Genomic DNA, 26,437 nt, shown 5'->3' with positions numbered 1-26,437 from the left:
AATGGCTACTCTTAATTTGGTCACTGACATTGAGCCTGTCGAGTCCATGGGACTTGGTACGGAAAAGCGACGGCTGTTGGTCATTGAAGCCAGTCGAGTCCTTTTTTTGATTGCCATTCTTGTAGTGGCTCTGGCCTTTCAAGCCAGTCAGGGCCCATTTATCAGTCTGGATGTGTGGCTGCCCTTCTATGTCCTTCTCATGACTTCCTTTGTACTGAATTCCATTTACCTGTTTCTTTTTGATGAAATGGAAGGGTGGCATGGTTGGATCAATTCGACCTTGTTTGCCTACGACGCTTTGTTCGTCACATTTTTGATTTATTACACGGGAACCAGCCAATCGATCTTTTTGTTCCTGTATCTGGTAAATATCATCTTGTGCGGACTGGTTTTTCAAAAGCGTGGATCTTTGTTGTTGGCTTTGTGGACATCTATTTTATTCAGCTTTTTGATGATCGTGGGGCCTTCAGCGCAAGGGCAGAATCTCTATTTTGCAGTGGGTCTTAACAACATTGCCTTTTTTGCCGTGGCCTACCTTGGAGGCCTTTTGAGTGAGCAGCTGAACTTCATGGGTTCAGAACTCGTAGAGAGGCAAAAGGATATTGAAGCCCTCAGAGATCTGAATCAAATGATTGTTGATAATATGGCAACCGGCCTGTTAACCATGGGCCTAGATGGAGTGATTACCCAAGTGAATCAGGCGGCTAATACCATTTTGGAAGATAGTCGTCTCCTGGGGCGACCTCTTGGCGAGCTTTTTCCCGGGATATATGAATCAGTAGATCTCGCACCCATCGCCCGAGGAGATATCCCCAGTACTCGGTTGGAACTTCTCTATCGCAATTTTCGCAATGAGAAGGCCATTATTGAGCTGACCCTGGGGCCGCTGCGGGATAGTTCCAAAGAAGCCGTGGGATATGTCATGACCTTTCAGGATATGACCCAGGTAAAAAAACTGGAGTATGCCATGCGCCAGCAGGAGAAGCTGGCGGCTGTGGGTCAACTGGCTGCGGGTATTGCCCATGAAATTCGCAATCCATTGGCGTCTATTAGTGGTAGCATTCAACTTTTGTCCAGCTCAGATGCCTATGGTGCAGAGGACAAAAAGCTGATGAATATTGTCCTGCGTGAAATCGATCGACTTAATCATTTGATTTCGGAGTTTCTGGATTATGTTCGACCACAGACTCGAATTGAGGACCCGATCAATTTGAACAACCTCGTTCAGGATATTATGGAATTCGTCAAAAATAGCACCACCTTACCCCAAGGGGTTGAGCAGGATATCAGTCTCAAAGCAGCGCGATTGATTGTTGGAAACAAAGACAAATTGAAACAGGCCCTGCTCAATATTGTGATGAATGCCTACCAGGCCATGGATAAAAGTGAGAGTAAGTTGATTAGGGTTTCCACGGTAGATTTGGACTTAGCTAGCAAGGTCCAGCTGCGCATTGAAGACAGTGGTTGTGGCATGGACGTCGCGAACAAAGACCGAATCTTCGAGCCTTTTCATACAACCAAAACCAATGGAACCGGGTTGGGTTTGGCCATATCCCATAAGATTTTGGAAAGTCATGGCGCCAGTGTCGTGGTGGAAAGTGAAATTGGCAAAGGTACGACCTTTGTTATTGAATTTCCCAGTCCCGATGGTGAAAAGACTCTCCCTCCCAAGCGTCACATCGCTTAAGCGGCTAGTCTTCCGTCGAGCTACAGGGACCTGTTCTGACTGGTTATGGGTTGTAAATCCTTGAGATACATTGGAAAATGGAAAGTGAACGTAAGAGGGGTCAACGGATGAAACCAAGAATTCTGGTAGTCGACGACGAAGAGTCTATTCGCGAATTTCTAGACATCATGTTGCGCAAAGAAGGGTACGAAGTCACCTGCGCGGAAGATGGCCAAAAGGCACTGGATATTCTCAAAAAGAAATCCGTCGATATGGTCATTTCTGATTTGCAGATGCCAAACATGACAGGTATTGAGCTGCTTCGCCACGTGAAGGATCAGTTCCCTGACATGCTGTTCATGATGATCACGGCATTTGGTTCTACAGAAACCGCTGTGGAGGCCATGAAGCTTGGTGCTTACGACTACCTCACCAAGCCCTTCAAGATCGACGAAGTCCGGATCAACATTGCCAATGCCCTTCGCAGTCAGAGCTTGGAAGTTGAAAACCGATCTTTAAAGAAAGAACTAACTAGGGAATACAGTTTCCAAAACCTCGTTGGAAACTCTGAGGCCATGCATCGGATTTTCGAAATGATTCGCCGAGTTTCTCAAACTCCAACCAATGTGTTGGTCACCGGTGAAAGTGGTACGGGTAAGGAGATGGTGGCCAAAGCGATTCATTATAATGGCCCTCTCAAGGACAAGCCTTTTGTTACCGTCAACTGTGGAGCCATTCCTGAAACTCTGATGGAATCGGAGATGTTCGGTCACAAGAAGGGCTCGTTTACGGGTGCTGTTGCCGATAAGGCCGGTCTCTTCGAGGTGGCCGACGGAGGAACCCTGTTTTTGGATGAGGTGGGTGAGCTTGCTCCCACTATTCAGGTGAAGCTTCTTCGCGCCATTCAGGAGAGGGTGATCCGTCGTGTGGGTGCCACAGATGACACTAAAGTGGAAGTTCGCATTATCGCGGCCACCAACAGGGACCTGGAGGACATGGTTTCCAAAGGAGAGTTCCGGCAAGATCTCTTTTATCGTCTTAACGTAATCAACATTCGTATGCCCGCCCTGAGGGAGAGAACCGACGACATTCCTCTGCTCACACAGCACTTTCTCGCCAAATATAATGATAGATTAGGGAAGGCCATTGGAAGTATCAGCGCAGAGGCTATGGATATGATGCGCAAATATCATTACCCTGGTAACGTGCGCGAGCTGGAAAATATCATTGAGCGCACCGTGGCCCTTGAAGGTGGAGCGACGATCCTACCCGAAAGTTTGCCCCCATTTGTAAATACCCCTAGCGGCAGAAAATTGGCATCAAGCCATGAGATTGAAATCACAGATGATGGAATCGATCTCGACAAAGTCATGGGCCAGATTGAAAAGGAGCTTTTGGTTAAAGCCATTCATGCTGCGGGTGGCGTGAAAAAGAAGGCGGCGAAGCTCCTCAGCATCACCTTTCGCTCCATGCGCTACCGGGTTGAAAAGTATAACTTGGGCTCTATTAGCGACGATGAGATGGACGAGGATTCGGCCTGATCTTTAGCACTGGAATTTGGGTAAATTGGAAAAGCCAGCCTTTCAAGGCTGGCTTTTTTTATTTTGGCCCAAATGGAGCCAATTCAGAAGAGATTAACGAGCTACACATTGCTTCAGCTTGAAGCTGATTTCAGCGCGGCCGGGGTAAGTCTGAGGAGGATAAGCATATCCTTCTTCATTGGCAGCCAACTCTGGGGAGTAGACTTCGATGGCGATGGAGTCAGCTTTGTAGACGCGGCCATTATCATAGACACCCTTGGTTTGCACACTCTTGGAGGTGAATCCAGAGTTGGTGGGCTCGTGGAACTCACGGGAAGACTTGCGGCAAGATGACAGCAGGCCATCATTGTGAGCAAATGTGCACTTCAGATTAGATGCCAATACGACTGAAGAATTCTCAGGAGGAGCTCCCCAGCCAGGAGTGGCAACATTGTAGATCACGTTGTAGCGGCCATTGGCTTGCTTCACCAACTGAACCTGAGTCAAGGCTCCGTCAACGGGCCGCATGTCATTGGTGCACTCAAGGGCGATTTGGCTCAAAGGTGTGGAGAATTCCTTAACCAGGGCAATGGGGCCATCCATTGTATTGATAGTGAATTCCTTGGTCACAGGAGTGGGCATAGCCAAGCAAACAGCGCCAGGGTTGATCAAAAGCTTCACTTCGACTTTGATTTCGCGAATTCCCAAGTCATTCTGCTCACCAGGAGTTTGAACGATACGCAGAAACTGGTCGCCGCAGCCTTGCATAAAGGTCACGTATCCAGTGGCGCGTGGGAACATGTGGTTTTGGGACAAGGAAACAATTTCAGCGTTTCCTTCATAGGGCTCAGGAATAATGGAACGGGCAGTGGCATTGCCGGCAATCACACAGCCAGCAAGAAAGAGTACGAGTTTTTTCATGTCATTTCCCCTCGAAATGGTGTTTTGTGGATGGGACGATTGGAGTCGTCAGCGGGGCCCAACCTACCGAAAAGGGCAGGGAAGCGAAAATGATTCCCTTTGAAGTGAAGACATTAGAGAAATTGATGCCCGGCGTGGTGTGAAATGACTCAAAAATATAGAAAATATTGCCCTTTAGACCTCAAAAAGCCCTTGTCTTATCAGGGTCTTAACCTTAGTTCTAAGGGTATGGGACCACGTAGCTCAGTTGGATAGAGCAACAGTTTCCTAAACTGTAGGTCGGAGGTTCAATCCCCCCCGTGGTCGCCATTTATCTATGTGGGAATTCCAGCAAAGCTAGAAGTTTTTTGTCGGGACGAGCCTAGCTCCTCGGCTGTGCCTGCGGGGCTCTCATCCCGACTCCCCCCCGTGGTCGCCATTTTTTGATGTGTATTGACTACTTTACCTTTTCAAAAATATTAATCGTGAAGGCAGGAGGGGTGCACCGACCGTGTCCATTAAAGCCTGGGGAACTTAGGATCAATTGAATTCCATTGGTACTGATAACAGCCGCAGGAAGCTGCAAAAGATAGGCTTCCATCGACTCTTTAGTCATAGAGGAATTTTCTGGAAATGATATCGAAACAACCTCTATATACCTAAGCACCCCGCCCGGATCTAAGCTATATCGAGCGACATACTCTCCTGATGTTTCGGGTGATTTTTCATTGGCCATAGCAACGCGAACTTGATTCTTATCAAGAAACTCCATCGAGAACTGAATATCTTTTCTTGTTGAAGTGAGAACATCTGTATCTCCAGTATAAACAGTTCCATCAGAGCATAACTCGCTGACCCCTTTGTACAAGCCTTTTGAAATCTGCGCCTGTCCGAGAGCTGAAAAACCAAATGCCATAACTGGGGATAGAACTAGGCTTTGAAGCAATCGTAACATATGGGAACTCCTTTTTCGTCAGGGATGTATTCCGTTCATTATCTAATACTCTCTATGCCATTGAGGAGAGCACGACTGACCTTATTGCGGTCATGGCCCTTAGAGGTTGCGGTATTGAGTTCCAGTTCACCCGTGTTTTGAAAAAACACCTTTTGGTTTTTGGGATTATAAAGAGCCAAAAACGGGACGCCATTGACCTGAACCTGCTGTCCCGAAAGAGCGATGATATCTTCGAGGACCTTTATTCCAGATGGAATCTTGTCTGCCGACTTAGGGTGGTATACGCCAATCTCAACAACTTCTAGCTGGGAGGATAAAGGAGCTATGAATTCGGGATCGGTAAAGATCTTGTGCAAGGACCGACACCAGGGGCACCAATCAGCTCCAAATTTGACAAGAAGTATTTTATCAGATGCGTTCGCACGTTCGAGCGCGCCAGTAAATATCTCCTGTTGATCTGAACATATCTTGTAGATCAGGCCCGAATCATTGCAAGGCTCATTGCCAAAACTTGGCAATGCAGTAGCGAAAAGGAGCACTAGAGCACATGCAAATTTAGTCACTTTAACCTCTTATCGCTAGGGTGAGACTATTAATGAGCAAGAATTCACCTTTAATGCATGGATGGTGCCAGGCCGGACGGAGGGTTGGTCAGTTTTTATTCAGAGGTCGGTTGACATCATTTGGAAGGATGACCAACCTTCCGGGTGATGGCCTCTGCAAGGAGAGCGTTGAGTTTTCCCGAGGGGTGTCGATCCCAGGGGATAAAGTATTCTGACTGTAAGTCTTGTTGCTCCCTCGTGAGTTCAATTCGAAAGATTTCAATCCCGTGGTCGGTATAAAGACCGTCATTGATTCTTGAGTGAAATGGGTAGGGAACAAGTAGGAAATTCGATTTGGGAAAACGGGAAAAAAGCCCTTTTTTGAACTCGGCGATACGACGGGCAACATTCTTTTCGTGTTGTCCCGACTCAAATCGCCAAAGGCGAAGAGGCTCTAAAATGGGCTTCCACAGGAGGGCCATTTGCGAGCTGGCCAATCCTGCCGAATGGAGGAATTGGAGCGTTGAGGTCTGTCGGGGAAATGCCTGAGCCAACTCCTCAATTTTAAAGTCTCCACTTTTGGTCATGGAAATTACAGGGAACTTGGACTTTTTTTCGGGCGAAGACAAAAATGTGGAGTATGTCATTATGGCTCGGTCGATATGAAAATCTGGGTACAAGTATATAAAAGTCGTCGGCACTCGGGGACTGATACGATTGAAAATTGGGTTGTTGTTGTAAAAGAGCTCAAAAAGGTGGTTGATGGACCACCCACCTTTAGAAATGGAAATAGTCTTTACGGTAGATTGTTGTTCTGTTGAATTAAAACTCAATTGAGTCAAGCGCTGCAGAGTCTGATCGTCGTTGAGACCATCCCCTTGAACAAAAGAGCAGCCCAGAAGTACAACTTGGTGCTGCGGCTGGGTTGGGTAAAGGCCGGTATCGGGATCAATCCTCAGCCAATAGTCGGCAAATCGCCCCTCCGTTTTGGTCGTCCTAAAGATGGTTTTCTCTCCATCAGAAGTGTCGATATGAAGGCTTTCATTTACCATCCGGGTTTCTGTGGAACTAGAATCCTGGATAATCTCATGAGTGTAGTTGTCCTCAGCTATTGGATTCTGACTCTCCAGGTATCGATTTGTGACCCATAGAATACCAGCAATCAGTACCAATTGACAGAGAGCAAGTGGAAGTCCCTTTTGTAGCATGCCATCCTAATTCCCCGGTTTTTCAACCCGATCTTTAGGGGGGCTGGGGCTGAAGTCAAGACTGAGGATGAATTAAAGCTTCGGTCCTGCGAATCGAGTCGGATGTACCCAAGAGATAGAGGGTATCATTGGCTTCAAATGTGAAGTCTGGACCCGGAACTGTCGTTCCCATTCCCTCTCGGGACACAGACACGATTGTTGCTCCCGTTTGTTTACGCAAATCCAGCTGAATCAAGTTTTGCCCGATGGCTGGGCTTGCGGCTATGATTTTCATAGGAAAAAGGCTGGCAAACATCTGCCAGTCGGGCAAATTGAGGCTGATGCGATGGGATCGGGCCAGGCCCATAGATGTTTTCTGTAAGCGTTCATGAGCATCAAGAGTGAATTGGTGAATCTGGTGATCTTCGGCACCATAGGCCTTAAGGGTGCGGGCCAAGATCTCCAAACTGGTTTCAAACTCGGAAACAATAGGCTCCACATTCTGGCTGGCTTTCAATTGGTTCAGATCTCTCAGGTATTGGAGGCGGGCGAGAACTTCGATTTCAGGACGCATCTTATGGACGGTTCTCAGGACGGCCGTCGTGATATCAAGGCTATTGACCACCAGAATAACCAGGTGTGCTCGCTCGAGGCCAGCTTGCTCTAGGATTTCGTGTTTGGTGGCGTCGCCGTAAATTATGGGATCTCCTCTCTTTTTTGCCGCCTTAACTGTATCTGGATTCATCTCAATAACCTGGTAGGGAAGATCCAAAGCCTTTAGGGCCGAGGCAACCTCTTGGCCGGCGATACCAAAACCAATGATAATGGTGTGTCCCGCCAATTCACCAGCGCCGTGCTTGACCGAGTCTACAGAAACCTTGGTTACCCACTGATCTCGAAGTTGATGGGCCACTTCGCTGATGGATCTGGGAATCAGAGAGCGCAAGTTGGATTGAAAACTCAGTTTAGGTGCCAATCGATAGAGTACTGGAGTGAGGGCAAGAGAGATAATCGCCACACTTAGAAAGAACTGGTACTGCTTGTCGGTCATCATGCCCAGTCCTCGTCCCTGGTCAGCTAATATGAGAGAGAATTCTCCAATTTGAAACAGAGTGAGGGCTGTGACCATGCCTACAGTGGAAGTAATGCCAAACATCCACAGTACGGCGAAGATGCAAAAGAACTTGATGAGTAAAATTCCAGAAGAAAGGGCTATGACCTGGAGCCAGTGCTCCTGGACAAACTGAAGACTCAAAAGCATGCCAATGGAGACGAAAAACAGACCTAAGAAGTTATCCCTTAAAGGAGTAAACTCGGCCATGGTCTGTTTTCCATAGGGGGAGCTGGCAATCATCAGGCCAGCAAAAAAAGCTCCCAAGGACAATGACAGACCCACGAACTCAATTAGAAAAGCTGTGCCGGCGCAGATAAAAAGGATGGAAAAAAAGAAGATCTCACTACTGCGGGTCTTGGCCACCCGATCCAAAATCCAGGGAACCACCCATCGAGAACCAACGAGGACAAAAAGAATAAGCCCACCCGATGTCAAAACAAAGGTACCTATCGTCTCTAGTGAAAGAGGAGACGCGGTGGCTTGGGCGGCTTTGGCTCCGGCCAAGAGGGGAAGAATGAGAAGCAGGGGAATGACGGCAATGTCTTGAAAGAGCAGTATTGACAGACTTGTTTGTCCGAGTGGGCTGTCTAGATTTCGGCTATCTTTCAGAAGTTTCAGCACCACAGCCGTTGAACTCAATGCCACAATAGAGGAAAAGAAAACCGACCGCGGCCAACCAAAGCCAAATCCAAAGTGAAAGATCAGGGCAGAGAGCCCCATGGTCAACGCCATCTGCCCTAGTCCCAGGCCGAACAAGACCTTCTTCATCGCCAGGAGTTGTCGCAGAGAAATCTCCAGGCCTATGGTGAACATGAGTAATACGCCAGCGATCTCGGTCAGTACTTCCACACTGGGCAGGGTCTTTACTAATCCCAGTCCATTGGGGCCGGCGAGAATGCCGGCAAATAAAAAACCCACCACCGGAGGGAGGTGGATTGAATAAAAAATGGTGGCCACCAGTGTGGCGGAGCCAAGAATGACAATGAGGTCGATAAGTAGCTGATGGCCGGCATTCATAGTGAATATCTAACCTTGTTGTTCACTGGAGAACCTGAGTTCATCCCCAAATCATACAGTATGGAAGTCATCTATACATATGTTTCAATTGAATTCTGCGCTGTATACAGAAATGGATGCGGACTAGGGGAGAAGCTCGGGAAACAACTTCCCCGCCCGAGCCGCTAAGTCGGCTTCAATCAGAGAGAGCCCTTTACCATGTCCTTGGCCGTGACCGGAAAACGCCCAGTAGCCTGGCTCTTTTTCAACAGAATCTGGACAACTGAGAAGCCGGAGTTGATTGCGTAGATCTTCGCACTTCAACCTGAGGTGTTGTCCCTCTTTTGTGGAAACCAGCCATTTGTGAAGACCAGGCTTGATTTCGTTGATGTCTCCATTAAGAGCCAATTCCTTACCGATAAACTTCGGTGAAATCTTTTTCCTCCATGGTTTCAAGCCACCCAGAGAGAAAAAGAACCATTCCTTTTCAAACTTGATGTTTTGACGCCGATTGAGGACATCTTCGACAGAATCCCGAATTCTCGCTTCAAGGTGATGAGCAATGCCATGCTGATGGGCAAACACCTGGCAATGAGTTGTGTCGCAAACAGGCCGATCCGGGTGGGGACTGTGATGAAGATTGTGAAGGACGCCAAAGGCCAGAGCCTTAAGAGTCTCTCCGTGCCCCCTGGGGAACTCCGAGGCAAGGACTTGTTCAGCGTAATGCCCTTCGCTGGTGATCAAGGTGACGGCTGAGCCCCGGCGGGCCCGAAACCGTCGTCCGTCCGTTGGCAATGGGGAGGACGGAATCTGTTCCAGCACATCCTCTGACTCCACTCTCAGGCGTCCGTAGTAGGAGCGGGTGAGTAAAGTCCCTTTGCGACTCTTAAAATGCAGTTGACCGGGAGTGCCCAAACACATCCACTCTGTGTTTTTACCCATAGGGATAGGGTTCCTAGGCTGACGCACTAATGTCCATCGTTGACCGATTGGGCGCTTCAGCCCCAGTCCCCCATTTGGGCAAGAAAAGCGGAGGTCAGTAAGGGGTACCAACCCCAATACTTGCACTTTGGCGGCATTTGATTGCTGCCACAATCTGCGCGCCAAAAGACGTCGCAACTCGGGTAACAAATGAGTCGTTGCCCGACCCTCCCCATGTATCACCGCACGAAAGGAGCTCACTCCCTCCTGATTGCGTGGGCCGAGGGCTACGATCCAGGAGTGAATGGGTTCTCCAGTACTGGACCTGACAGATCCAGTCTTAAGAGCAATTTGATTACGTACAAACCACTGAGCATCGGGTGCGCGGGCGATTGTACCTGAGAGAGGTGTGTCCCGTAGTACGTCAATGATATCGGGTGAGGTCAAGTCCAGCCACTGGTAGACGGCGAGTACCTTCTCTAAGCTCAGCTCAAAGCCAGGAAAAAGACCAATAGCCTGGCCCATGGAGTTTGCCCTTATTGGCATATCCCAAAACTGCCAAAAGGAGCGCCAGGTCCTCCATTGCTTTTGCGGAATGGGATGATCGAGGAAAAAACCATTGCAGGAAGTCACTAGGGCCTGCTTCCAACTCCACTGTCGGGTCCGTAGTGGACGAGATGGGCAATGCCAAGTGAGATCGTCGCGAGAGGGAAGACTACCTCGCAGAGCGGGTAGGAGTTGAATCGTCAAGGGCTTGAGAATTGATCCAATGGGGAACGGCTGATGTGTGGGTTTGTGGGCGGAAAGTGTGACGCCACTGAGGCCGTCCTGTAAAAGATAGTGGATGCGCCCTAGTTTTTGTTGATGATCGACATTGGCGATCAAATTCCAAAACTCATCACGCATTTTCTCGGCGGATCGACATTGAGGCACAAGGGTTTTGAAAAAAAGAGCCCACTGGGCTTTGGCGTCATCGATAGTCATCAGGCGAGCGAGTGCAAGTTGATCCAACTGAGCACTCTGGTGGTCCAAAGGGCGACCCTTGAGACGCAATAGTCTTTCCCGGGCCTGGCTGATGAAGGCGATATCGTGGTTGGCCATCATCAGGCGATGGCTGTCGTCCGAAACCCATAGTGCGAAGGCTTCGTGAATGATCTCATCCTGGGTCTTGGTTGGGCCGCAGTGGCTGAGCCAAAGTTGATGGGCTAATTCATGACCAAAGACAGAAGGCCAATCGGTTGCCGACAACAGGGGGCTGAGAGCGATCTTTCCTGGCAGAGATCTTCCGCCATGAGTGAGTGCTGGACGATCCGTCAGCGGCAGAATTTGGATGGTCTCGGCAGGAAGAGTCTCGAAGGAAAGTGCCTGCCACTTGGAGGCGAGAAGGGTCAGGGCCTTGCGACCCTGAACTTCATGATCTGCCGAAAACTTGCCATCCCAGGAAAGTGTGAATCCCAGTGCTTCAGCGCTGATAAGGAGCCACGCGCAGACGGCTACCGGCAGTCTGAGCAAAGCTGTTCTCGTCATAAAAATCCTCTACTCTGGCAACGCCTGAAGAAAAGATCCCACCGTAGTTGGCCCTTAGGAAATACCCAACCTTGCGGGTCTTACTCATCCAGCGGTCATCGTAACGAAAATACCAATATATCCGATCTTGCTCAATGCGACGGATTCTCAGGCCTTTTGACTTGTCCGGATCGTACCAAGCAAATCCGGAAAACTCCTTGTCCTCCTCAAGGGCTAAAAATCCTGCCGGTACATCATCGTGGAGAATGAAGTGACTAGGACTGTACATTTGGCGCCAGCCCTGGCCATCCATCCGATGACCAAAATCCAGTTCGACAAAGAGTAAATCACCAACCCGAACGCCCTCTTTTGTGGGATCAAACGGGCGACGGAGGTGCCCGCCATTTTCAATCTTGTAATAGGATTTTTTAAGTTCCCATCCCTGACTCTGTTGGGCAGATTGTTCGATGGGAAGCATACGCACTAGGCGCAAATCAGCCGAGAGGTACTTGTCCCGATCGGCCTCAAAGGTGTGATCACCGGCTGTCAATAGAGAGCCGTCCACTTCCAGTTCCCATCCGCTGAGGCTACTCAAAGTTCTAATCTTGTCTCCAACAATGGCTTGGCCATCAATGCGCACAGTGGGTGGGCGATCAGATGCCTTTCGATTCATGTCCTCCTGTAACAACCAACTGCTATGGAGCAAAACCATTGAGGTCTCGTAGGTGGACCCAAAGTGAGAGCCATTAAACTGGCGCAGGAGCATGGTGATGTAAGAGGACTTGTTGTTATTGTCGAGAGCAGCGAAACTGTGCAGGGCACGAACGGCAATAGCCACATCCGACAGGAAGTTTCCGGGGTATCCCTGCCATGAGGCTCGGAGTGGGCGCCACAACTGTGGAGTCCCTCCGTTATTAAAGAACTCAGTCACTCCACCTTGTAGATTGGCGATGAGTAGTTGCTGAGTGGCCTTCGCGTCAGCGGTATCGCGAAGGCCAAAACTGTCCAATGCCAAGAGGGTCAAAGCCTGGAGGCCCAAGCCTAAATCCTTGGCACGAGCGCCAATCTGATTTATTCGTGATACGGCATCAGAGCGTCCGGACTGAACGGTTCCGGCCTTGTGTAGGCGAGCCTGAATGTAGGTGAGGATTATTCCTCTCTCCGAATTGCGATCTATATATTGTTGGTTGATCCAGGACCAGGACTTTTCCAAATCCAATCCGTCCGACTTATAGAAGGGTTTTTCGTGACTCATAAGCATCATCATAACGGTCAGGGTCATATCCAAATCGCCTTCGCCTTCCCCGGCAAACCAGGAAAAGGCCCCATTACGGTTTTGATAGAGAGCCAACTTCTTTAGACCGGCGGATGCAAACTCCTGGGCGTCGCCAACGAGTTTGGAAAATGTGCGATGGATTTTGATTTGAATCGTTTCTCTTTGGAAGAGACCCCTAAACCAGCTCATGAACCGCATCCACAGTCCCTTAAACCAGTTCCAGGCTTTGGCAATAAAACCAGCATCTGTGGGTAGGGCAACAGCGCCCACTGTGGACGCAACCGATGACTTGTTGGTGTCGATGCCTTCAAACAGATCTTTCATCACCAAACTGGGAATGGTGCGGCTCAATGACTGCTCCACGCACCCATGGGGATAGGCAATGAGCCAGCGCATTGAGGGCATCAAAGTACCCATAATTCCCTGGGTCACCACATATCGTACCGATTGAATGGGTGATTGTTCGGACTGACTCAGTTTCCATCCGGATTCGGTTTCGGGTGGGGATTCATAAGACGGAATTCGCGAATCCATTGTTCGCAGACTATGCTCAAACTTCAGGCTATTCTGGGCAAACTGCATCTGGCTGGTCAGGCTGATGGATTTACCTTCGGCAGGAAGTTGAGCGAGCAATGCATTGCCGACCAGATCTACGCTTTTTCCCGGCGTCAGTTTGTCCGCAGCCTTCATCGGTGTCTCTACCTTCAGTTCTGTTGGAGTGTCGAGTTGATAACTCACCTCATAGGTTTGCCCCGAGTCCTTAGTGTTGCTAATGGAAATTCGTGGTTCCATGGAATCGCCCCGACGCAAAAATGCGGGCATGGCTAAAATGAGGGATACGGGCATTTGCGAGCGGAACTCATCTTTAGATTCACCAAAACGCCCGTTTTTGTCGACGGCAATGGCCGTCACTTCCCAAATGGTTTGGTTGGCTGGCATGCGGAAGGTCGTTGAGGCGGCACCTTGATCATCGGTGATTAGGTTGGCCACCCAGTGGGCGGTGTCATCTTCACGCAACTTCTCTTGTTCTGATTTGGCTGCTGAGTACCAGTAGTTGGGTTTGAACAGAGTCGCCAGGGGCTCACCGTAGCCATAGGATTGGAACTGGCTGGAAAAGAAGCTGGTGAGGTTCAACTTTGCTTGAGGATAAAAGAAATCCATCAGCTGAGGACGAAACTCAGGCTGCAGAGCAAGGACGGCGGTGTCAACCACAGACAAGGACACTTCAGAGTGAACGGGCCTACCACCATCGTCCACGACTGTCAGGTTCACGGTTTGTTCCTGTCCGGGCATGACATTGCCCTGGGCAAAGGCCATTTTCACCCTAAGCTGCTTGTCCTTTTGCGGAATGCGGTAAGAGAATTTTCTCTCCACCCAACCTCGGGTGGGATCGGCATAGGCGACAATTATGTAAACCCCGGTGCCAAACTCAGGTTGAATCTTTTCTTCGATCCATGTTGCCAGCCCGTCCACGGCCTGCACCCGGTGGGAAAAAATCTTTTCTCCGGCGACGGTGATGTAAAGAGTGCCTTTGTTACCCCCATGATGACCCCAGCCTTCGGGGAGCATGACCAGGCCTTTGGAGGTTTCCCCGGGAAAGAAATAATCCCTACGACTGAGCAGGGTCATATCCTGAACACGCACCACGCCCTGGCGAATATCGGGATTGAGCACCAACATCTCCACGTCGGCCCGACTAGGAGCATCGTTTTTATCCCACACGTATACCCGTGCCTGAATGGCTCCGGGATTCTCGGTGGGAACCGGCATTTCAAAACGACCGTTCTCATCCGTTTTAAAGACTCGATCGTCTAATTTTTTACTTGAACCATCATAACTGGTCACCGTCCATTGAACTTGTCCGCGGGCGTTCGCATAGGCCTTGCCTGATGGATATACGGAGCGAACCTTCAGGCTGGCGGGAAATCCCTGCCCGGCAAAGGAAGCGGTCATTCGTGCCTGGGCAATCAGCTCGCTCTTCATATCCAAAAAGGTTTTGGACACTCCCGCCTGATTTCCGTCGGCATCCTCGGCGCTGATTTTAAGCATGTACTTATAGTCAAAGTTACTTTGCACAGGGGTGTCGGAGGGAACAGCAAGAGTCAAGACACCTATACCGTTGCGGTTGAGTTTCAGTTCATCTTTGGTCGTCAATAAAGTCAGTGGATTGTATTGATTGGGTGTTTGATCCCAAAAGTATGTCACTTCAGATCCGGATTCCCCCATTCCAGCATCTTCCACCCATTGGGGGGTGTCGGCCTTGGCGCGAAAGAGCTGGGCGCGATAGACCACGTCGGGTGGAGCTCCGCCCGCATAGCGTTCAGCCTTAATGGTGGCTGTCAGTTGAGAGCCAGGTTTTAAAGTTTCCTGACTGGTGTCAATTTTAACAAAGAAGACAGGTTTGACGTAATCCTTTACCCGAAACTCACCAATGTGGGCTTTGTCATCGACCGATGCTTCCAGTCGGTAGACTCCCGAGGCCTGGTCATCATTGAGAGTGAACTCACCGTGAAAGGTTCCAAAGTCACTAATGGTGACGGGGACCTCACCAAGAGTTTGCCCATCGTCAATATCGACTATCCGCACTCGTGCTGCCGTCTGGCCCATGAGTTGACTCACACCACTGTGTTGTTCGCGAAGAACACCTCTGTATCTGACTTTTTCCCCTGACTTGAACATCGGGCGATCCGTATAGAGGTAAAGATCGGGACTGATTGCCGTTGAGGCAAAAAAGTCTGTATCGATAATGGCGGTTCCTGTTTTTTCGATGGTTGCAATGAGTTGAGGGCTGTCAGTCTTAAAGCGGGCGGTTCCACCTTTATCCGTGGTTTCCTCGCCAACCCACTGCCCTTGGATATTGCGCAGCCGAACTTTGGCTCCCGCCAGAGGCTCACCGTCCCGAGTGGTGGCGGACACAAGTGCTTCATGGGAGGTTTGTTCCAGTCGCCCAACGATGTCGTTGATGGCCAACACCACCTGCCCTTCAAGTGCCTGCTGAATCACCTGAAGAACATAAAATCCAGGATCCAGTTTAGGCAGATGGACGACTCGGGTTTTGAGGGCGCTCTCTCGGTGAGGATTCCACCAGTTAAAACCAGGGACATCAAAGGGTTTTCCCTCGTCCTGGGATTCCGGGACGGAAGTGAACTCTTGGACAACAGTAAAGCCATCAGGAGTGGCAATAAACTGCTTAGGTCCTAAGGCGAGAGGGCTTGGCGTGGAGCGAAAAGTTCCACCGCCAAAATTTGGCTTGAGACTGACCTTAAGATCCTGATTGAGTCCACCCCGTACCCATCCCGTGTCCATCTTCAATTTGTTAAAGCCCTGAATCAGGTAGCGAGCCGAATTGACTTCTGTCTTAGGTTGCTTCCAGGCTCGGCGCAAATCGATTTGACTGGCGATAAAACCCGCCATGTCTTTGGGCTTCAACAGCCTAAAGGTGACAGGTGCATCAGACTTGTAGTTGATTTCCACTTCCGGGGTTTCCTTGGGGCCAAAATCCCGGCGAATAGTCATATAGAGATCTTTCCCCCAGGATGTCTGGGTAAGACTCAATACAAACAGGAGAAGGCAAAGCTGAATTTTTGAGCGAGTCATTAGCGAACCTCTTTCATGACCAGGGAGCTGTTGTCCACATCACCTGCAAAAAAGTAATAAGGAAGATCACCAAGAATGGCCTGTGCCTCTTTAACTTCAGGTGATGATTCCTTTCCTTCATCAAGACTCTTGAGGCCCATTCGGTAGGTGCCATGAAGGAACTCGCTGAAATTTACCAACATCGCAGCCGAACTGTTTTGTCCGTGAATCTTTTGAACGGCGGACTGAGAAAGATGCAAAAGATTGGGCACGGTGCCGGCGCAGGCGCGATTGAGCTCTTCAACAGCCGCTGCCGATGCCGCAACTCCGACAAACTGTTTGCATACCCGCGCAAAATGAACTTCGTAGAGAGAAGAGTCATTGTACAGTTCACGAAAGCCCTCCAATTCCTCGGGCTTGGCCTCTTTGCCGATGAGGACTGCGGTCTCCAACTTTTCATCCAGCCAAAACGCGACTAATCCAAGTGTTAGAGCCTCGCGCTGTTGACGTTGGGAGGGCGGTTCCGACAGATAGGTCTTTACGGCTTCGGGAGTAAAACCACCCGGATCTGGAATCTGGGCTGCAAGCACCAGGACAGATGACGCAGGTAGGGCGCTAAAAAAACCACTAGGTATTGCTCCTTTTTTAAACTGATGGTTACTGATCACGGGCATTTCAACTTGCATGGGTTTAAAATTTGAAGAGGAGTTCTCCCAGGCCATTTGCACAGCTAAATTTCCTTCGCTGGAGAAAAAGCGCTTGTAGACGCCCGAGATCGCCGGCAGCAGTTGCAACATATTGATGTCAATCACAGCATCGGCCTTCATCTCGGAACAGGAGCTTGTCAGGTAGGCGGCCACATAGGGATCTCGGCTGAGGCCCAGACATCCCTTGTCTAAACCTTTGGCAAATTTTTGTCCGTGAACATTTAGACTTTGAACCTGTTGCTCCTGACTGGCCGAAAGCGGAACGGTGTGGGTTCCGCCGGCAAAAGGGGACAATAAGCTCTCAAAGAGCTTTTGTTCCACGTCTCCCAGGCCAGCTACCGCTGAGCCAAAAGGGGAATTGAGATTTCTTTGGGGGAAATAAGCCAAAGTCAAAGGGCGACCTGACATTGTCTTCTCGTAAACGTAGTCTAAGAGCCGACCTTCCCAGGTGGCCGAGTACTCACTCCCTAAAAGACCAAATACTGGATGGAGGCGGTAAAACAATCCGCGATAAAGGTTGGACGACAAGAACTTCTTGGCTCCCGAATTTTGATGAAAGAACTGGTGCAGGTGATGAGCATCGCGAAAGCGCACTGACACTTGAGGTAGGACCTTGTGACGAGGTGCGGGCAGCCTGTCTGCTTCGGCCGCTAGGCAAATAGACAAAGCTGTGATTCCGATAAAGCCTATGAGTAATCGCTTCATGGTGCGTCCTTATTATTAAGATTAGAGATCTCTAATTTTAGGGTCTTTGGTTGGGACCAGCCCCTCCAGCGGTAAACGCCCTGGAAAATGGGATTGCTGGGAGTGGGTTGCCAAAGAGAGGTTTGATCGAACAAATTGGACCAACGAACTTTGCGGACCGCCGCCTTAGGTCCCCGGTCACCATTGTGGTAAACCACAAGCGCCTGGTTAGATCCTTTGTCGGGTGCCTTAACAATCATCATCAGATGCCAGGCTTCGGTTGGAGGTTTCGTGGGATTGTAGTAGACGAGAACATCCCCCGTGACTAACTCTGATTGGGTAGGCTGACGAGTGGCAATGCTGAAATTGGCACTGATCAATTCGGCGGCCCCGACATAATCCGTCCATTCGCCATTGAGGTTTTTCCAAATATCAGAAGGAAGGTGGAGGCCAGTGCGATAGACAAAGCGAATGAATCCGGCGCAATCTCGTTGCCCAGGATCCCAGTTCCCCGTAATGGATTCAGCGAGCAGCAAAGCCGCACGAGCCAATTTCTGCTCTTGGTAAGGGCTTGGGCCCATGGTGTCCGCCTGGGCCAAGAGTTGAAAGAGGATAAAGAAGATGAGGACAAAGGCTCTCAATACTCTTCTCCGTCGTCATAGTCGGAGCCCGAGCTCTTTTGCCGTGGATTGAAGTCGAGCACCCATTGCGGCCAAATCGAGGTGCCCTTTGGTTTGGGGTCAGCGGTCGGGGCATAGATGTAGCCGATTTGGTTTTTGTCCACGCGAACAAAAGCCATGGTCACGGTTTCGCCGGGCATCACCAGAGGGTTGCGAATTGTTTTGCGCACTTCTTTGGACGTGCCACCAAACAATACCACGTTGAGGGTAGCGACCACATGAGCTTTGTCCCCGCTGGGCCAATAGTTGGCATCAACACGATAAACACCAAGGGGAGGCGACTTGTGAGTGTAGAGGTAAGGACCATAGCCGGGCTGATCGTAACTTCCGGCCTGTTCATTGAGGTAAAAATTGCCCCCAGTCTTGGACTGGGTGTGGGCCCAAAAAATGTGTTCGTGTTGGTCTTTACTTTGCGTGACCGGATCTGTCAGGTCAGCACCGGGCTCATAGATATGCAAATCGGTGTAGACGTTGTCGGTGTCACTGGTCAAAACAGCCAATAAAGGAACCGGGTTGACCTTGGCATAAAATGTCTTGGCCGTCTTAAACGTGCCAGCCTGGTTGGCCGCCTGTACGGACAAGACATTCTTGCCAGCAGTGACCGGAAACTTTCTACGAAACTCGCCACCGGTGGTGCGAATCAGATAGCGGTCGCCATTAATACTAATGGTGATGGGATTGACGGAGGTGTCACTGACCGCCCCTTCCACTTTCACCATGCGATCGACAGTCCACCCACCTTTGGGCGAGGTGATGGTGATAGTCACCGGCTCTTTGCCTTGGCCAACTACAGCCCCGGAAGCTCCACCGCGACCGGCTATACTCTCCTGGGAGACAAGGAGGAGAACGAATGCGAGGATGGTAGGGAAAAGTATTCTCATGAAGGACCTCAAGTATTGCGAAGTTTTTCGATCGTGAGCAGTAGAGAGTTTAGGGCGTGGCAAATGATCCTATCAATTGAAAACTATGCGCGTTGTCCGTCTTCGTCGCTTGTGTTAACTTTATGTATCAGCCCACCGATAAGGATTTAAGGAGAGTTTACATGTGCCGCCTGTTTGGCTTTCGATCCGTCATTCAGAGCCAGGTTCACCGCAGTCTGATTGGAGCGGATAATGCACTGGCTAACCAGAGTTCATCCCATCCGGATGGTTGGGGAGTGGCCTACTACGTCTCAGATTCTCCTCACCTGATTCGATCGGCTCAGGCAGCTTTTGAAGACAATCTATTTAGCCGCGTGTCAGGGGTGGTCTCATCAGAAACAGTGATGGCTCATATTCGCCGTGCTACCAATGGAAATATTAATCCTCTTAACACTCATCCCTTTCAGTACGGTCGCTGGGTTTTTGCCCACAATGGGAACATCAAGAATTTTCCCCAGCATAGGAACCGGCTTCTGTCGGCTGTGGCCCCTAGACTGAGAAGGTTTATTCTTGGGGAGACAGACAGCGAAGTATTCTTTTATTTGATTCTCAGTAAGCTGTCGGCCCGGGTGGATTTGAGCCGCAAGGGCTGCCCTGTTCAGGATTTGGCGGAGGCTGCTCGAGCGGCTGTTGCTGAAGTGGTGTCCCTGGCTGGTGAAGTTCACGCTAAGGATGATGGCCCATCGGGCGAGACGTATCTAACCTTTCTCCTAACAGATGGAGAAGCCATGCTCGCCCACCAGGGTGGTAAGAATCTCTATTACAGCACCTACAAGAACCGCTGTGGAGAAAGAGACACTTGCCCGAGCTTTTCCTTTGAATGTGAAAATGCCACCAAGACGGGGTACATCAACCACCTCATTTTTTCCAGTGAACCCCTCAGTGGCGAGAATGTATGGATTCCACTTAAGTTCGGGGAAATGATTGGCGTGGATTGGGGCATGAAAATGACCCACTTTTAACCATGATCAGCTGGGCCCGTCTGTAATCTCCATATCCTTTAGGTCTTATCTTTGCATTCTTGGGGACTGTCTAAACACTGGTGACTGAAATGGCCCCTATTGTTCGTAGAACATTGCAGATTTCAATATTACTGACCATTTTCGTCAGTGGTGTCACTGCTATGGCGGCCGGAACCTGTCGGCCGGATGTCCGGCAGAGTGCGGTGGTCGATGCTCAGCCCTGGAGTGCAGAATTAATCATCAGGATTGTTCGCTTTTTGGATTCTAAGGGAGTTGACGTTACCGCCACAGGAATGGCCAATGACAAGAGTGCGGAAACTGCCAAGTTGATCTATCGGATTTCAGGACGGAGGGTGAAGGCATCCTCTCTTCTCGTCATCGCCAAAAATTATTTTACCGGTGGTTGGGTCAAAGTTCTGGAGCAGTCCCGGGTTCGTGTGGGAGCTCAAGACAGGAGAACCCTAAAAACAGGTTTTTGGAATCCGAAAGTCATCATCGAGATTCTGCAGTGGTTGGACTCCAAAGGGGTCGACCTGGAGCAGTCCCCACTTCTCGATAACAGCCTGGAATCACTTGCGGGCGAAATGCAAGGTCGGTTTGGCAAGGTCTTCAATGGCAGCGCCATTGTCCAAGCGGCTAAGAAAAAGCCGCCCCACGGATTTGGTTCTCTTGGTAGGGCCCGAAAGGCAGCTGGTCTACAAAGGCACACAACGCGGATTCAGTGGAGCGAAGATCTCGTTCTTATCTCGATTCGAGCCTATTTCGAGGCGGGCATTAGCCTTCAGGCGGCCCACTTTCAGAAAAAAAAATCTGAAAACCTGAAGTCATGGTTGCTTGAAGAGCATGGTATACCGGCCACTCCTGCTGCCGTGTACAAGGCAGCCGTCCGTCGCTTCACGGCAGAGAATGGCCTATCCGCCTGGGAAGTGGCGCTGTTAAAGACTGGGATTAACCCATTGCGACTGCGTCGGCAGAATTCGCGACCGTGGACCGAAAACGAAGTGCTGGATGGGATTCGTGCCCTGCATGAGGACGGGCGTTCTCTCTATCGGGAGGATGTGGAAACCATGAATCGCGCCAGCTCCATGATGTTCTTCTTTCGCAAGGTGGGGCATGGGGCCTCTGCTATGAGTCTTGTAGGATACGCCACGAGCTTCTTTGGCTCTTGGTACGAGGCTGTCCGCGCGGCGGGAATTGACCCGGCTCCCTACCAAGTCAGAGATCGCTACTGGTCTCGTGAGCTGGTGGTGAGAGTGATTCAGGAGTTGGCCCGATTGGAGTACCCCTTGAATGCCTTCCATTTGATGAAGGACAATAGCTTGTTTCTTCAAGATGTCCTTTTTCGCATCACGGGTCGACGAATTGTGGGCAGAAATCTGATCTCGGCTGCCAACACCCACTTCTTGCCTGATCGGGTAGTTCGTGCCGGTCGCTTGGTACTCAGCAGTTGGGATGCCGCACTGACCTTAGCCGGGCAAGATCCAGTGGAGGTTAGAAAAAAGCAGCACCACCGGCAGAGCCTCTTCGACCTAGACACACATACTGATAGAATTCAAACCGATGATGGCGGTATTCAGTACGTCACCTTTCTTGGTAAGGCCCAGGCAACTCCAGAGGAAATCATGTTGGAGAGGGAAAGGGAGGTAGACCATGAGCGCCTGGGTTCTAAACAGGTTCTCGATCAAATGAGAGATCGTCTTGAGGTGAGTGATCGCCAGAAGGTGGAAGACCTTCTCGACTACCTGAGTCTGCATGAGTCTCTGGATAGTCTTGTCTCGGTCAACGAGTGGATGGGGCTCAACAAAGGCTGGCAGTTTAAGTCTCAGCAAGAATTTATGGATCTTCTTGAGCGGTTGCGGGAGTCGGAAACCTGATAGTTTGTAGAATTCACTGCGGCGCTTGTTGATGTGACAGGGTCTGGAATTTCAGGGTTTATTCAAAGCGATAGCTGAGGGTAAAGGCTGGGTAGATGATCGACCGGGAGTTACTCACTAAAGTAAATGTAGTCGAACCCGACAGCTGCTCAGAGAATGAGGCCGAATAATAAATCAAATGCATACCGGCCAGAAGGTTCTCAGTGAGCTCCGGGCGGTAACCAATCTCAGCCTTGAGGCTGCTGCCTCGCCACTCCACTTCGGTGCTCCCTTGTTTGTAGTCGGCCGTCGCCTGCAGATTATAGGTGAGAAAGATACCCCAGTTTCTTTCTTTGTCGATGAAGTAGCCAAATCGCGGTCCCATCTCCGTCAAACCAAAGGTGGTTTCCGTTCCACCGGCTTCATCGCCAATGCTGATAATTGAGTACCCCCAGCCAATGGTGAAATCGCCCTTTTTGGATAGATCCAAATTGACGGACACATCCAAAAACATTTTTGTCGCCGTGGTGTCTGATGTCACGCTTAGGGCATCAGAGAGATAAAACAAATTGGTGTCGATGGAAAAGGCCGATGCTGACCATGTACTGAATAGTAAAATCACACTCGTAACAATTTTAGTCATCATAACTGCGATCCCTTTTTGATGTCACTGATACCGCCGATGCCGATTCCCAGAAAGGGGTGAAATCCCCCTTGCATTTCCTGATCAAATCCGTAGTAGGCACCGATGATATAGGTGACCGGGAATTGGTAGGCCATGGTGGTGCGCAGTTTGAATTCAAGGCCGGCGGAAAAGAATTGCTTGTCCAGTTCGACTCTCTTGTAGCCACCAACCTCGGGATCAAAGGCTCCCCCATCGACCGCCACGGCATCGGCAAAGACGGTGGCAGAAATGTCTTTGAAAAATATGGGCAAAAGATCTCTCCCTCTAAATATGTCCGCCAAGGGAAAGCGATATTCAAGGTTAGCGTTGAGTATCTTGCGGCCAACAAAAGCGGTGGACGGATAGCCCCGCATTAAAAACGAGCTGGTCACCAGACTAGCAATGTAGTTGCCACCAACAGTTTTATCTCCAAGGGTGACCACATAGCCTAAGTCCATTTCTGGCGCGAATGCACCTCTCAATTGTGTGACAAAGCTGTGGCGGGCAGGAAGCCACTTGGTAATGACCTGGTGCCAGGAAAAGCTGGTGCGACCATAATCCAGGAGTTCTTCACCCTCTTGGTACTGAGTGTGCCCAATTGATACTTGTGTGTTGTAGTCATCCAGTTGGTCTTCATCGCTTGGTTCGTCATCTTCCCCATCCCCCTCCTCGCCACTGATAAAGGTAGAATAGGAGAATAAGGCAGATGGGCCTTGCCGTTTGAACTTGGCCGACACGGTTTCTGTCTCCACATAGACATAGCCCAGTCCGCCTCGCCAGCGATCGCTCAATTTGGGGAGATAAAATCCAGCGTTGGTTCCGGTGGCTCTATTGGTGAGTGTCACATCAAAGCCGGCAAGATAGTCCTGGGTTTCGGTGTAAAACAAGTTCCAGTCAATGGAGGTTTGGCCATTTAAATAGGACACCCCATAGCTAGGTTTTTTGGTGACCGTATCATAGGAGGCATCCATGGCATAACTGTGTTTGCCCAAAGGATCCCCGGCCGAGGTGGTTCCTTGAAACAAAATCCCACCCTCCACCGGATAGATAAAAGGAATCCAGTAGCGGGGATACAGGTAAGGCCAGGATGAAAAATCCTCATCCTTCATTTTGACTTCAGAAAGCTTGGGGCCCGCAGGAGGGTTTTTCCAGCGGCCCTCAATAAAGGGATCCAGGGTGGGAGGATTGGCAGTGTTCACGTTTTTGGAAAAATAGAGATGAGCACCATCCGCGGAGCTCTGGCTATAGATCAACTCTTTGGTGGCCCGGTCGGCCTCGGCATTGACGATCTGGGTTTTGGTGTTGGTCAGTGGACGGGCGCCAGTCAGGGATTTGTTGGCAATGTAAAGGTTTGGAACTCCGGTCTTGTCGGATACAAATAGTAAACCAAAGGGTGTCATGCGTGGCTGTCTTGCGGGGCGAAACTCAGAAATCATGGCAATCGGTTTGGGGTTGTTGAGACTTATGCGGTAAAGGCCTTCCTGTCCGCGTAAGTTGCGTGCAGAGAAGATGACTTCGTTGGCTGTCACAAACTCGGGATTCGAGATGCGCATTTGCAGCTTTGGCGGTTTAAACAAAGGGATAATTTTCTCTTTTTCAATATCATAGACGGCCAGGGTGGTTGTCGCGGCCGCCTGTTGAACAAAAACAATTTTGTTGCCGTCGGGACTGACTGAGGGTTCAGTTGCGCGGGCCCCATGGGTCAGGCGCACTGTCGTTTTATTGTTGAGATTGTGAAGGTAAAGATCCCGGTATCGGTAGTAGCGTTTGTAGGTTTTCATTTGATCAAAGACAAAACCTGAGGAGTCTGGCAGCCAGCTTACTCGGGAAGTGCCTGAGATTTTTCGCGCCACTCTGTAGGGAAGTGTGGAAAAGCTAACGTCTGAGTCTTCGGGTCTTTCTACTAAGCGCAGCTCACCGGCTTGCCGAGGGATGTAGGCTAAATAGGCCAGATAGCGTCCGTTAGGACTGATTACGGGACTGTGTTGTCCTGTTCCCGGGTGGCTTAGTCGAGTTTCATCCTTAAGCTTAGATTGTTCAATCCGCGTGAGCTGCTCTCGGGCTCTTTCTTCAACCTGACCGTAGAGTTCAGCCAATACCTGTTGGTAGGTTTTGCCGGTTTTCTCTTGCAGTGGAGCGTTGAGGAAAAAGGGAAACCGGCGGGAGTATCGGGACAGGAGGTTGGGGGCGATTTCCTGAGCTTCTTCGGATTCGGTGATCAATTTGTTCCAGATGAGAGATCCAAACATATAGGGGCGCTGACCAAAGGGCCACGAGGGGATGTCGCCCTCATTGATGCGGTCAAGAGTTTCCTTACGCAGGCTTTCATTCATTACACTATTTCTCAGATTGACGCCATAGCCCGGCGAGCGCAGTCGTCCTTTCGTTGTAAATCGGGTTTCCATTTCAACAGCAAGACCCTCTTGCCACCAGGAGGGGAGAAGGCCAGTAGGGTGAATCAGAGACCCGAAAACGTAGCGAAGAGGTGTGTAAAAACCGGCCGTCGGCTCAAAGGTCAGGATGTGGGTGTACTCATGGATCATCAGCTCTGCCGCCCAATTGTCATAATAGGAAACAGAATCGAGAGTGCTGGGCATGACAGGGAACACTGTAATCAGCGGCAGAGGTAAAAACCCAGCATAGCCGTTGGCGAAGTCGCTGGTGTCAGTGATAATAACATGGGTAAGATCCGGAGCCTCTTTGAAAATGGGCTTGAGAAAGGCATAGGCTCTCTCCGCCTGCCAGGCATAGAGACGAGCAACTGTTCGCATTTTCTGATCGTAAATGACCTTAAAGTGCGGCGTGCGAATGACTTTCCAATCGATAGCCGGGTCCACCGAGGCGGCGATGGCGGGAAGATTTAGGCAGAGAATCAGTAGAAGCAAAGCAAGATGTCGTCTCATATCTACATCATTACATCATTGACGACTAGGCTTCGTCACTTGCGATTTATTTTTTAAGACGACTCAACCAATTCTCTTCCATGCCAGAGAGAACGCTACTGTCCTTTGGTTGGTTATTTTCAATCAGGACTTCAAGCGCCTGCCGAGTTTTCTCCACTAAAGTTGTTGGTGTGTCTTTTGGGTCATAAGGAATCGGTTTGCCAATGTGGGAGACCAGTTTAACAGGAAAAGGTAAGGCGCCGACACCAAGAATAGGGACCAAGGGCCAGCGAGTTTTTTCGTAGAGATTCTGAATGAAGTCCGTCCCGGCAAATGGAGCGCGATAAAGCCCTTCCACATTTCGTGTAAAACCGGGGACGATGGGAACCTGGGCTTCAAGAGCGACCCGGGCAAACCCCTGTCGTTGTCCCCACATCAGTTTGTAGTCGTTGTCGGCCCCAGAAATGGCCTCGCGGACTCCACCAGGAGAAACACCAACGACATTGCCTTCTTTGAGGAGCTTCACTGCCAAATCGGGATCGCCCGGTACGCCACCTAATGCCGAAACCAACCAGCCTAGGCCAGGGACCTTGAATAGAAAATTATCGCCGAGAGCCCTAGCCTTGCGGCCAGTCTCCAGATAGTAAAGGAGGCCACAATACCAGAGATCAAGAGGGACGAGCCCATGATAAAACACCACGAGAGCCGGCCCCTTGGTGGGAATATTCTCCAGGCCCTCAACTTCATAGTCGTTATAGACCTTCCCAAACCAGGTCACGGCCCGGGCCACCGGGTCCAGGACATCTTCATTGACTTGGTAATCGCTCAGCCTTCGCCTCACACTCGTCTCCTTTTGAGAAGAAGCCATTCATACTGGACTTTTGGGCTCTCGCCAAGACCTGTTAGGACCAACGTAAGTATTTGTT

The 26,437-nt window shown here is 50.2% G+C and carries 17 protein-coding genes and 1 tRNA gene; 5 read left to right on the top strand and 13 right to left on the bottom strand.

Going from position 1 to position 26,437, the window contains the following annotated elements; all coding sequences use genetic code 11:
• The first annotated feature begins 1 nt into the window (after position 1).
• Entirely contained in the window at positions 2-1,687 is a 1,686-nt protein-coding gene (locus H6624_16145; GenBank protein MCB9085879.1) for a PAS domain-containing protein, read from the top strand.
• Between the two features lie 107 nt (positions 1,688-1,794).
• Positions 1,795-3,207: a sigma-54-dependent Fis family transcriptional regulator gene (locus H6624_16140; GenBank protein ID MCB9085878.1), complete on the top strand. Its 1,413-nt coding sequence runs from the start codon at positions 1,795-1,797 to the stop codon at positions 3,205-3,207.
• Positions 3,208-3,300: 93 nt separating this feature from the next.
• On the opposite strand, the gene H6624_16135 is transcribed toward H6624_16140, so the two are convergent.
• Positions 3,301-4,107 (bottom strand): hypothetical protein, encoded by an 807-nt coding sequence (locus H6624_16135; GenBank protein MCB9085877.1) that lies wholly within the window; start codon positions 4,105-4,107, stop codon positions 3,301-3,303.
• Positions 4,108-4,339: 232 nt separating this feature from the next.
• On the opposite strand from H6624_16135, the gene H6624_16130 reads away from it, so the two are divergent.
• Positions 4,340-4,416: transfer RNA gene (locus tag H6624_16130), tRNA-Arg, on the top strand.
• A gap of 127 nt (positions 4,417-4,543) precedes the next feature.
• Here the strand turns inward: H6624_16130 and H6624_16125 are convergent.
• The 9 genes from H6624_16125 to H6624_16085 all read right to left on the bottom strand — a co-directional run bounded on the left by H6624_16125 (position 4,544) and on the right by H6624_16085 (position 19,111).
• Complete coding sequence (locus tag H6624_16125) at positions 4,544-5,041, bottom strand: hypothetical protein (protein ID MCB9085876.1); 498 nt, start codon at positions 5,039-5,041, stop codon at positions 4,544-4,546.
• Between the two features lie 38 nt (positions 5,042-5,079).
• Complete coding sequence (locus tag H6624_16120) at positions 5,080-5,604, bottom strand: thioredoxin family protein (GenBank protein MCB9085875.1); 525 nt, start codon at positions 5,602-5,604, stop codon at positions 5,080-5,082.
• Positions 5,605-5,720: 116 nt separating this feature from the next.
• The gene (locus tag H6624_16115; GenBank protein MCB9085874.1) at positions 5,721-6,791 is read right to left on the bottom strand and encodes a hypothetical protein; all 1,071 of its coding nucleotides are present in this window, start codon (positions 6,789-6,791) and stop codon (positions 5,721-5,723) included.
• 55 nt (positions 6,792-6,846) lie between these two features.
• Positions 6,847-8,901: a cation:proton antiporter gene (locus H6624_16110; protein ID MCB9085873.1), complete on the bottom strand. Its 2,055-nt coding sequence runs from the start codon at positions 8,899-8,901 to the stop codon at positions 6,847-6,849.
• 123 nt (positions 8,902-9,024) lie between these two features.
• The gene (locus H6624_16105) at positions 9,025-11,328 is read right to left on the bottom strand and encodes a hypothetical protein (GenBank protein ID MCB9085872.1); all 2,304 of its coding nucleotides are present in this window, start codon (positions 11,326-11,328) and stop codon (positions 9,025-9,027) included.
• Positions 11,264-16,180: a hypothetical protein gene (locus H6624_16100; GenBank protein MCB9085871.1), complete on the bottom strand. Its 4,917-nt coding sequence runs from the start codon at positions 16,178-16,180 to the stop codon at positions 11,264-11,266. Before H6624_16100 ends, H6624_16105 begins: the two co-directional genes overlap by 65 nt.
• Positions 16,180-17,571, bottom strand: a complete 1,392-nt coding sequence (locus H6624_16095; GenBank protein MCB9085870.1) for a hypothetical protein — start codon at positions 17,569-17,571, stop codon at positions 16,180-16,182. The genes H6624_16100 and H6624_16095 overlap by 1 nt, the downstream gene beginning before the upstream one ends.
• Positions 17,568-18,191 carry a DUF1175 family protein gene (locus H6624_16090; protein MCB9085869.1) on the bottom strand — a complete coding sequence of 208 codons (624 nt, stop codon included), beginning with the start codon at positions 18,189-18,191 and terminating at the stop codon, positions 17,568-17,570. The genes H6624_16095 and H6624_16090 overlap by 4 nt, the downstream gene beginning before the upstream one ends.
• On the bottom strand, positions 18,188-19,111 hold the full coding sequence (locus tag H6624_16085; protein ID MCB9085868.1) for a DUF2135 domain-containing protein: 924 nt from the start codon (positions 19,109-19,111) through the stop codon (positions 18,188-18,190). The genes H6624_16090 and H6624_16085 overlap by 4 nt, the downstream gene beginning before the upstream one ends.
• A gap of 161 nt (positions 19,112-19,272) precedes the next feature.
• Between H6624_16085 and H6624_16080 the strand changes: the two genes are divergently transcribed.
• Both H6624_16080 and H6624_16075 read left to right on the top strand, forming a co-directional pair.
• Complete coding sequence (locus H6624_16080; GenBank protein ID MCB9085867.1) at positions 19,273-20,112, top strand: class II glutamine amidotransferase; 840 nt, start codon at positions 19,273-19,275, stop codon at positions 20,110-20,112.
• A gap of 89 nt (positions 20,113-20,201) precedes the next feature.
• Entirely contained in the window at positions 20,202-21,986 is a 1,785-nt protein-coding gene (locus H6624_16075) for a hypothetical protein (GenBank protein MCB9085866.1), read from the top strand.
• Between the two features lie 58 nt (positions 21,987-22,044).
• Here H6624_16075 and H6624_16070 read toward each other — a convergent pair whose 3' ends face one another.
• Genes H6624_16070 through H6624_16060 form a run of 3 tightly spaced genes read right to left on the bottom strand, consistent with a single transcriptional unit; the run spans position 22,045 to position 26,352 of the window.
• The gene (locus H6624_16070; protein ID MCB9085865.1) at positions 22,045-22,611 is read right to left on the bottom strand and encodes a hypothetical protein; all 567 of its coding nucleotides are present in this window, start codon (positions 22,609-22,611) and stop codon (positions 22,045-22,047) included.
• Positions 22,608-25,532: a PD40 domain-containing protein gene (locus H6624_16065; GenBank protein ID MCB9085864.1), complete on the bottom strand. Its 2,925-nt coding sequence runs from the start codon at positions 25,530-25,532 to the stop codon at positions 22,608-22,610. Before H6624_16065 ends, H6624_16070 begins: the two co-directional genes overlap by 4 nt.
• 46 nt (positions 25,533-25,578) lie before the next feature.
• Positions 25,579-26,352, bottom strand: a complete 774-nt coding sequence (locus H6624_16060) for an acyltransferase family protein (GenBank protein ID MCB9085863.1) — start codon at positions 26,350-26,352, stop codon at positions 25,579-25,581.
• Positions 26,353-26,437: the final 85 nt, after the last annotated feature.

The organism is Pseudobdellovibrionaceae bacterium, from assembly GCA_020635075.1.
GTDB lineage: Bacteria > Bdellovibrionota > Bdellovibrionia > Bdellovibrionales > UBA1609 > JADZEO01.
This window is presented reverse-complemented; position numbering and strand designations above follow the sequence as displayed.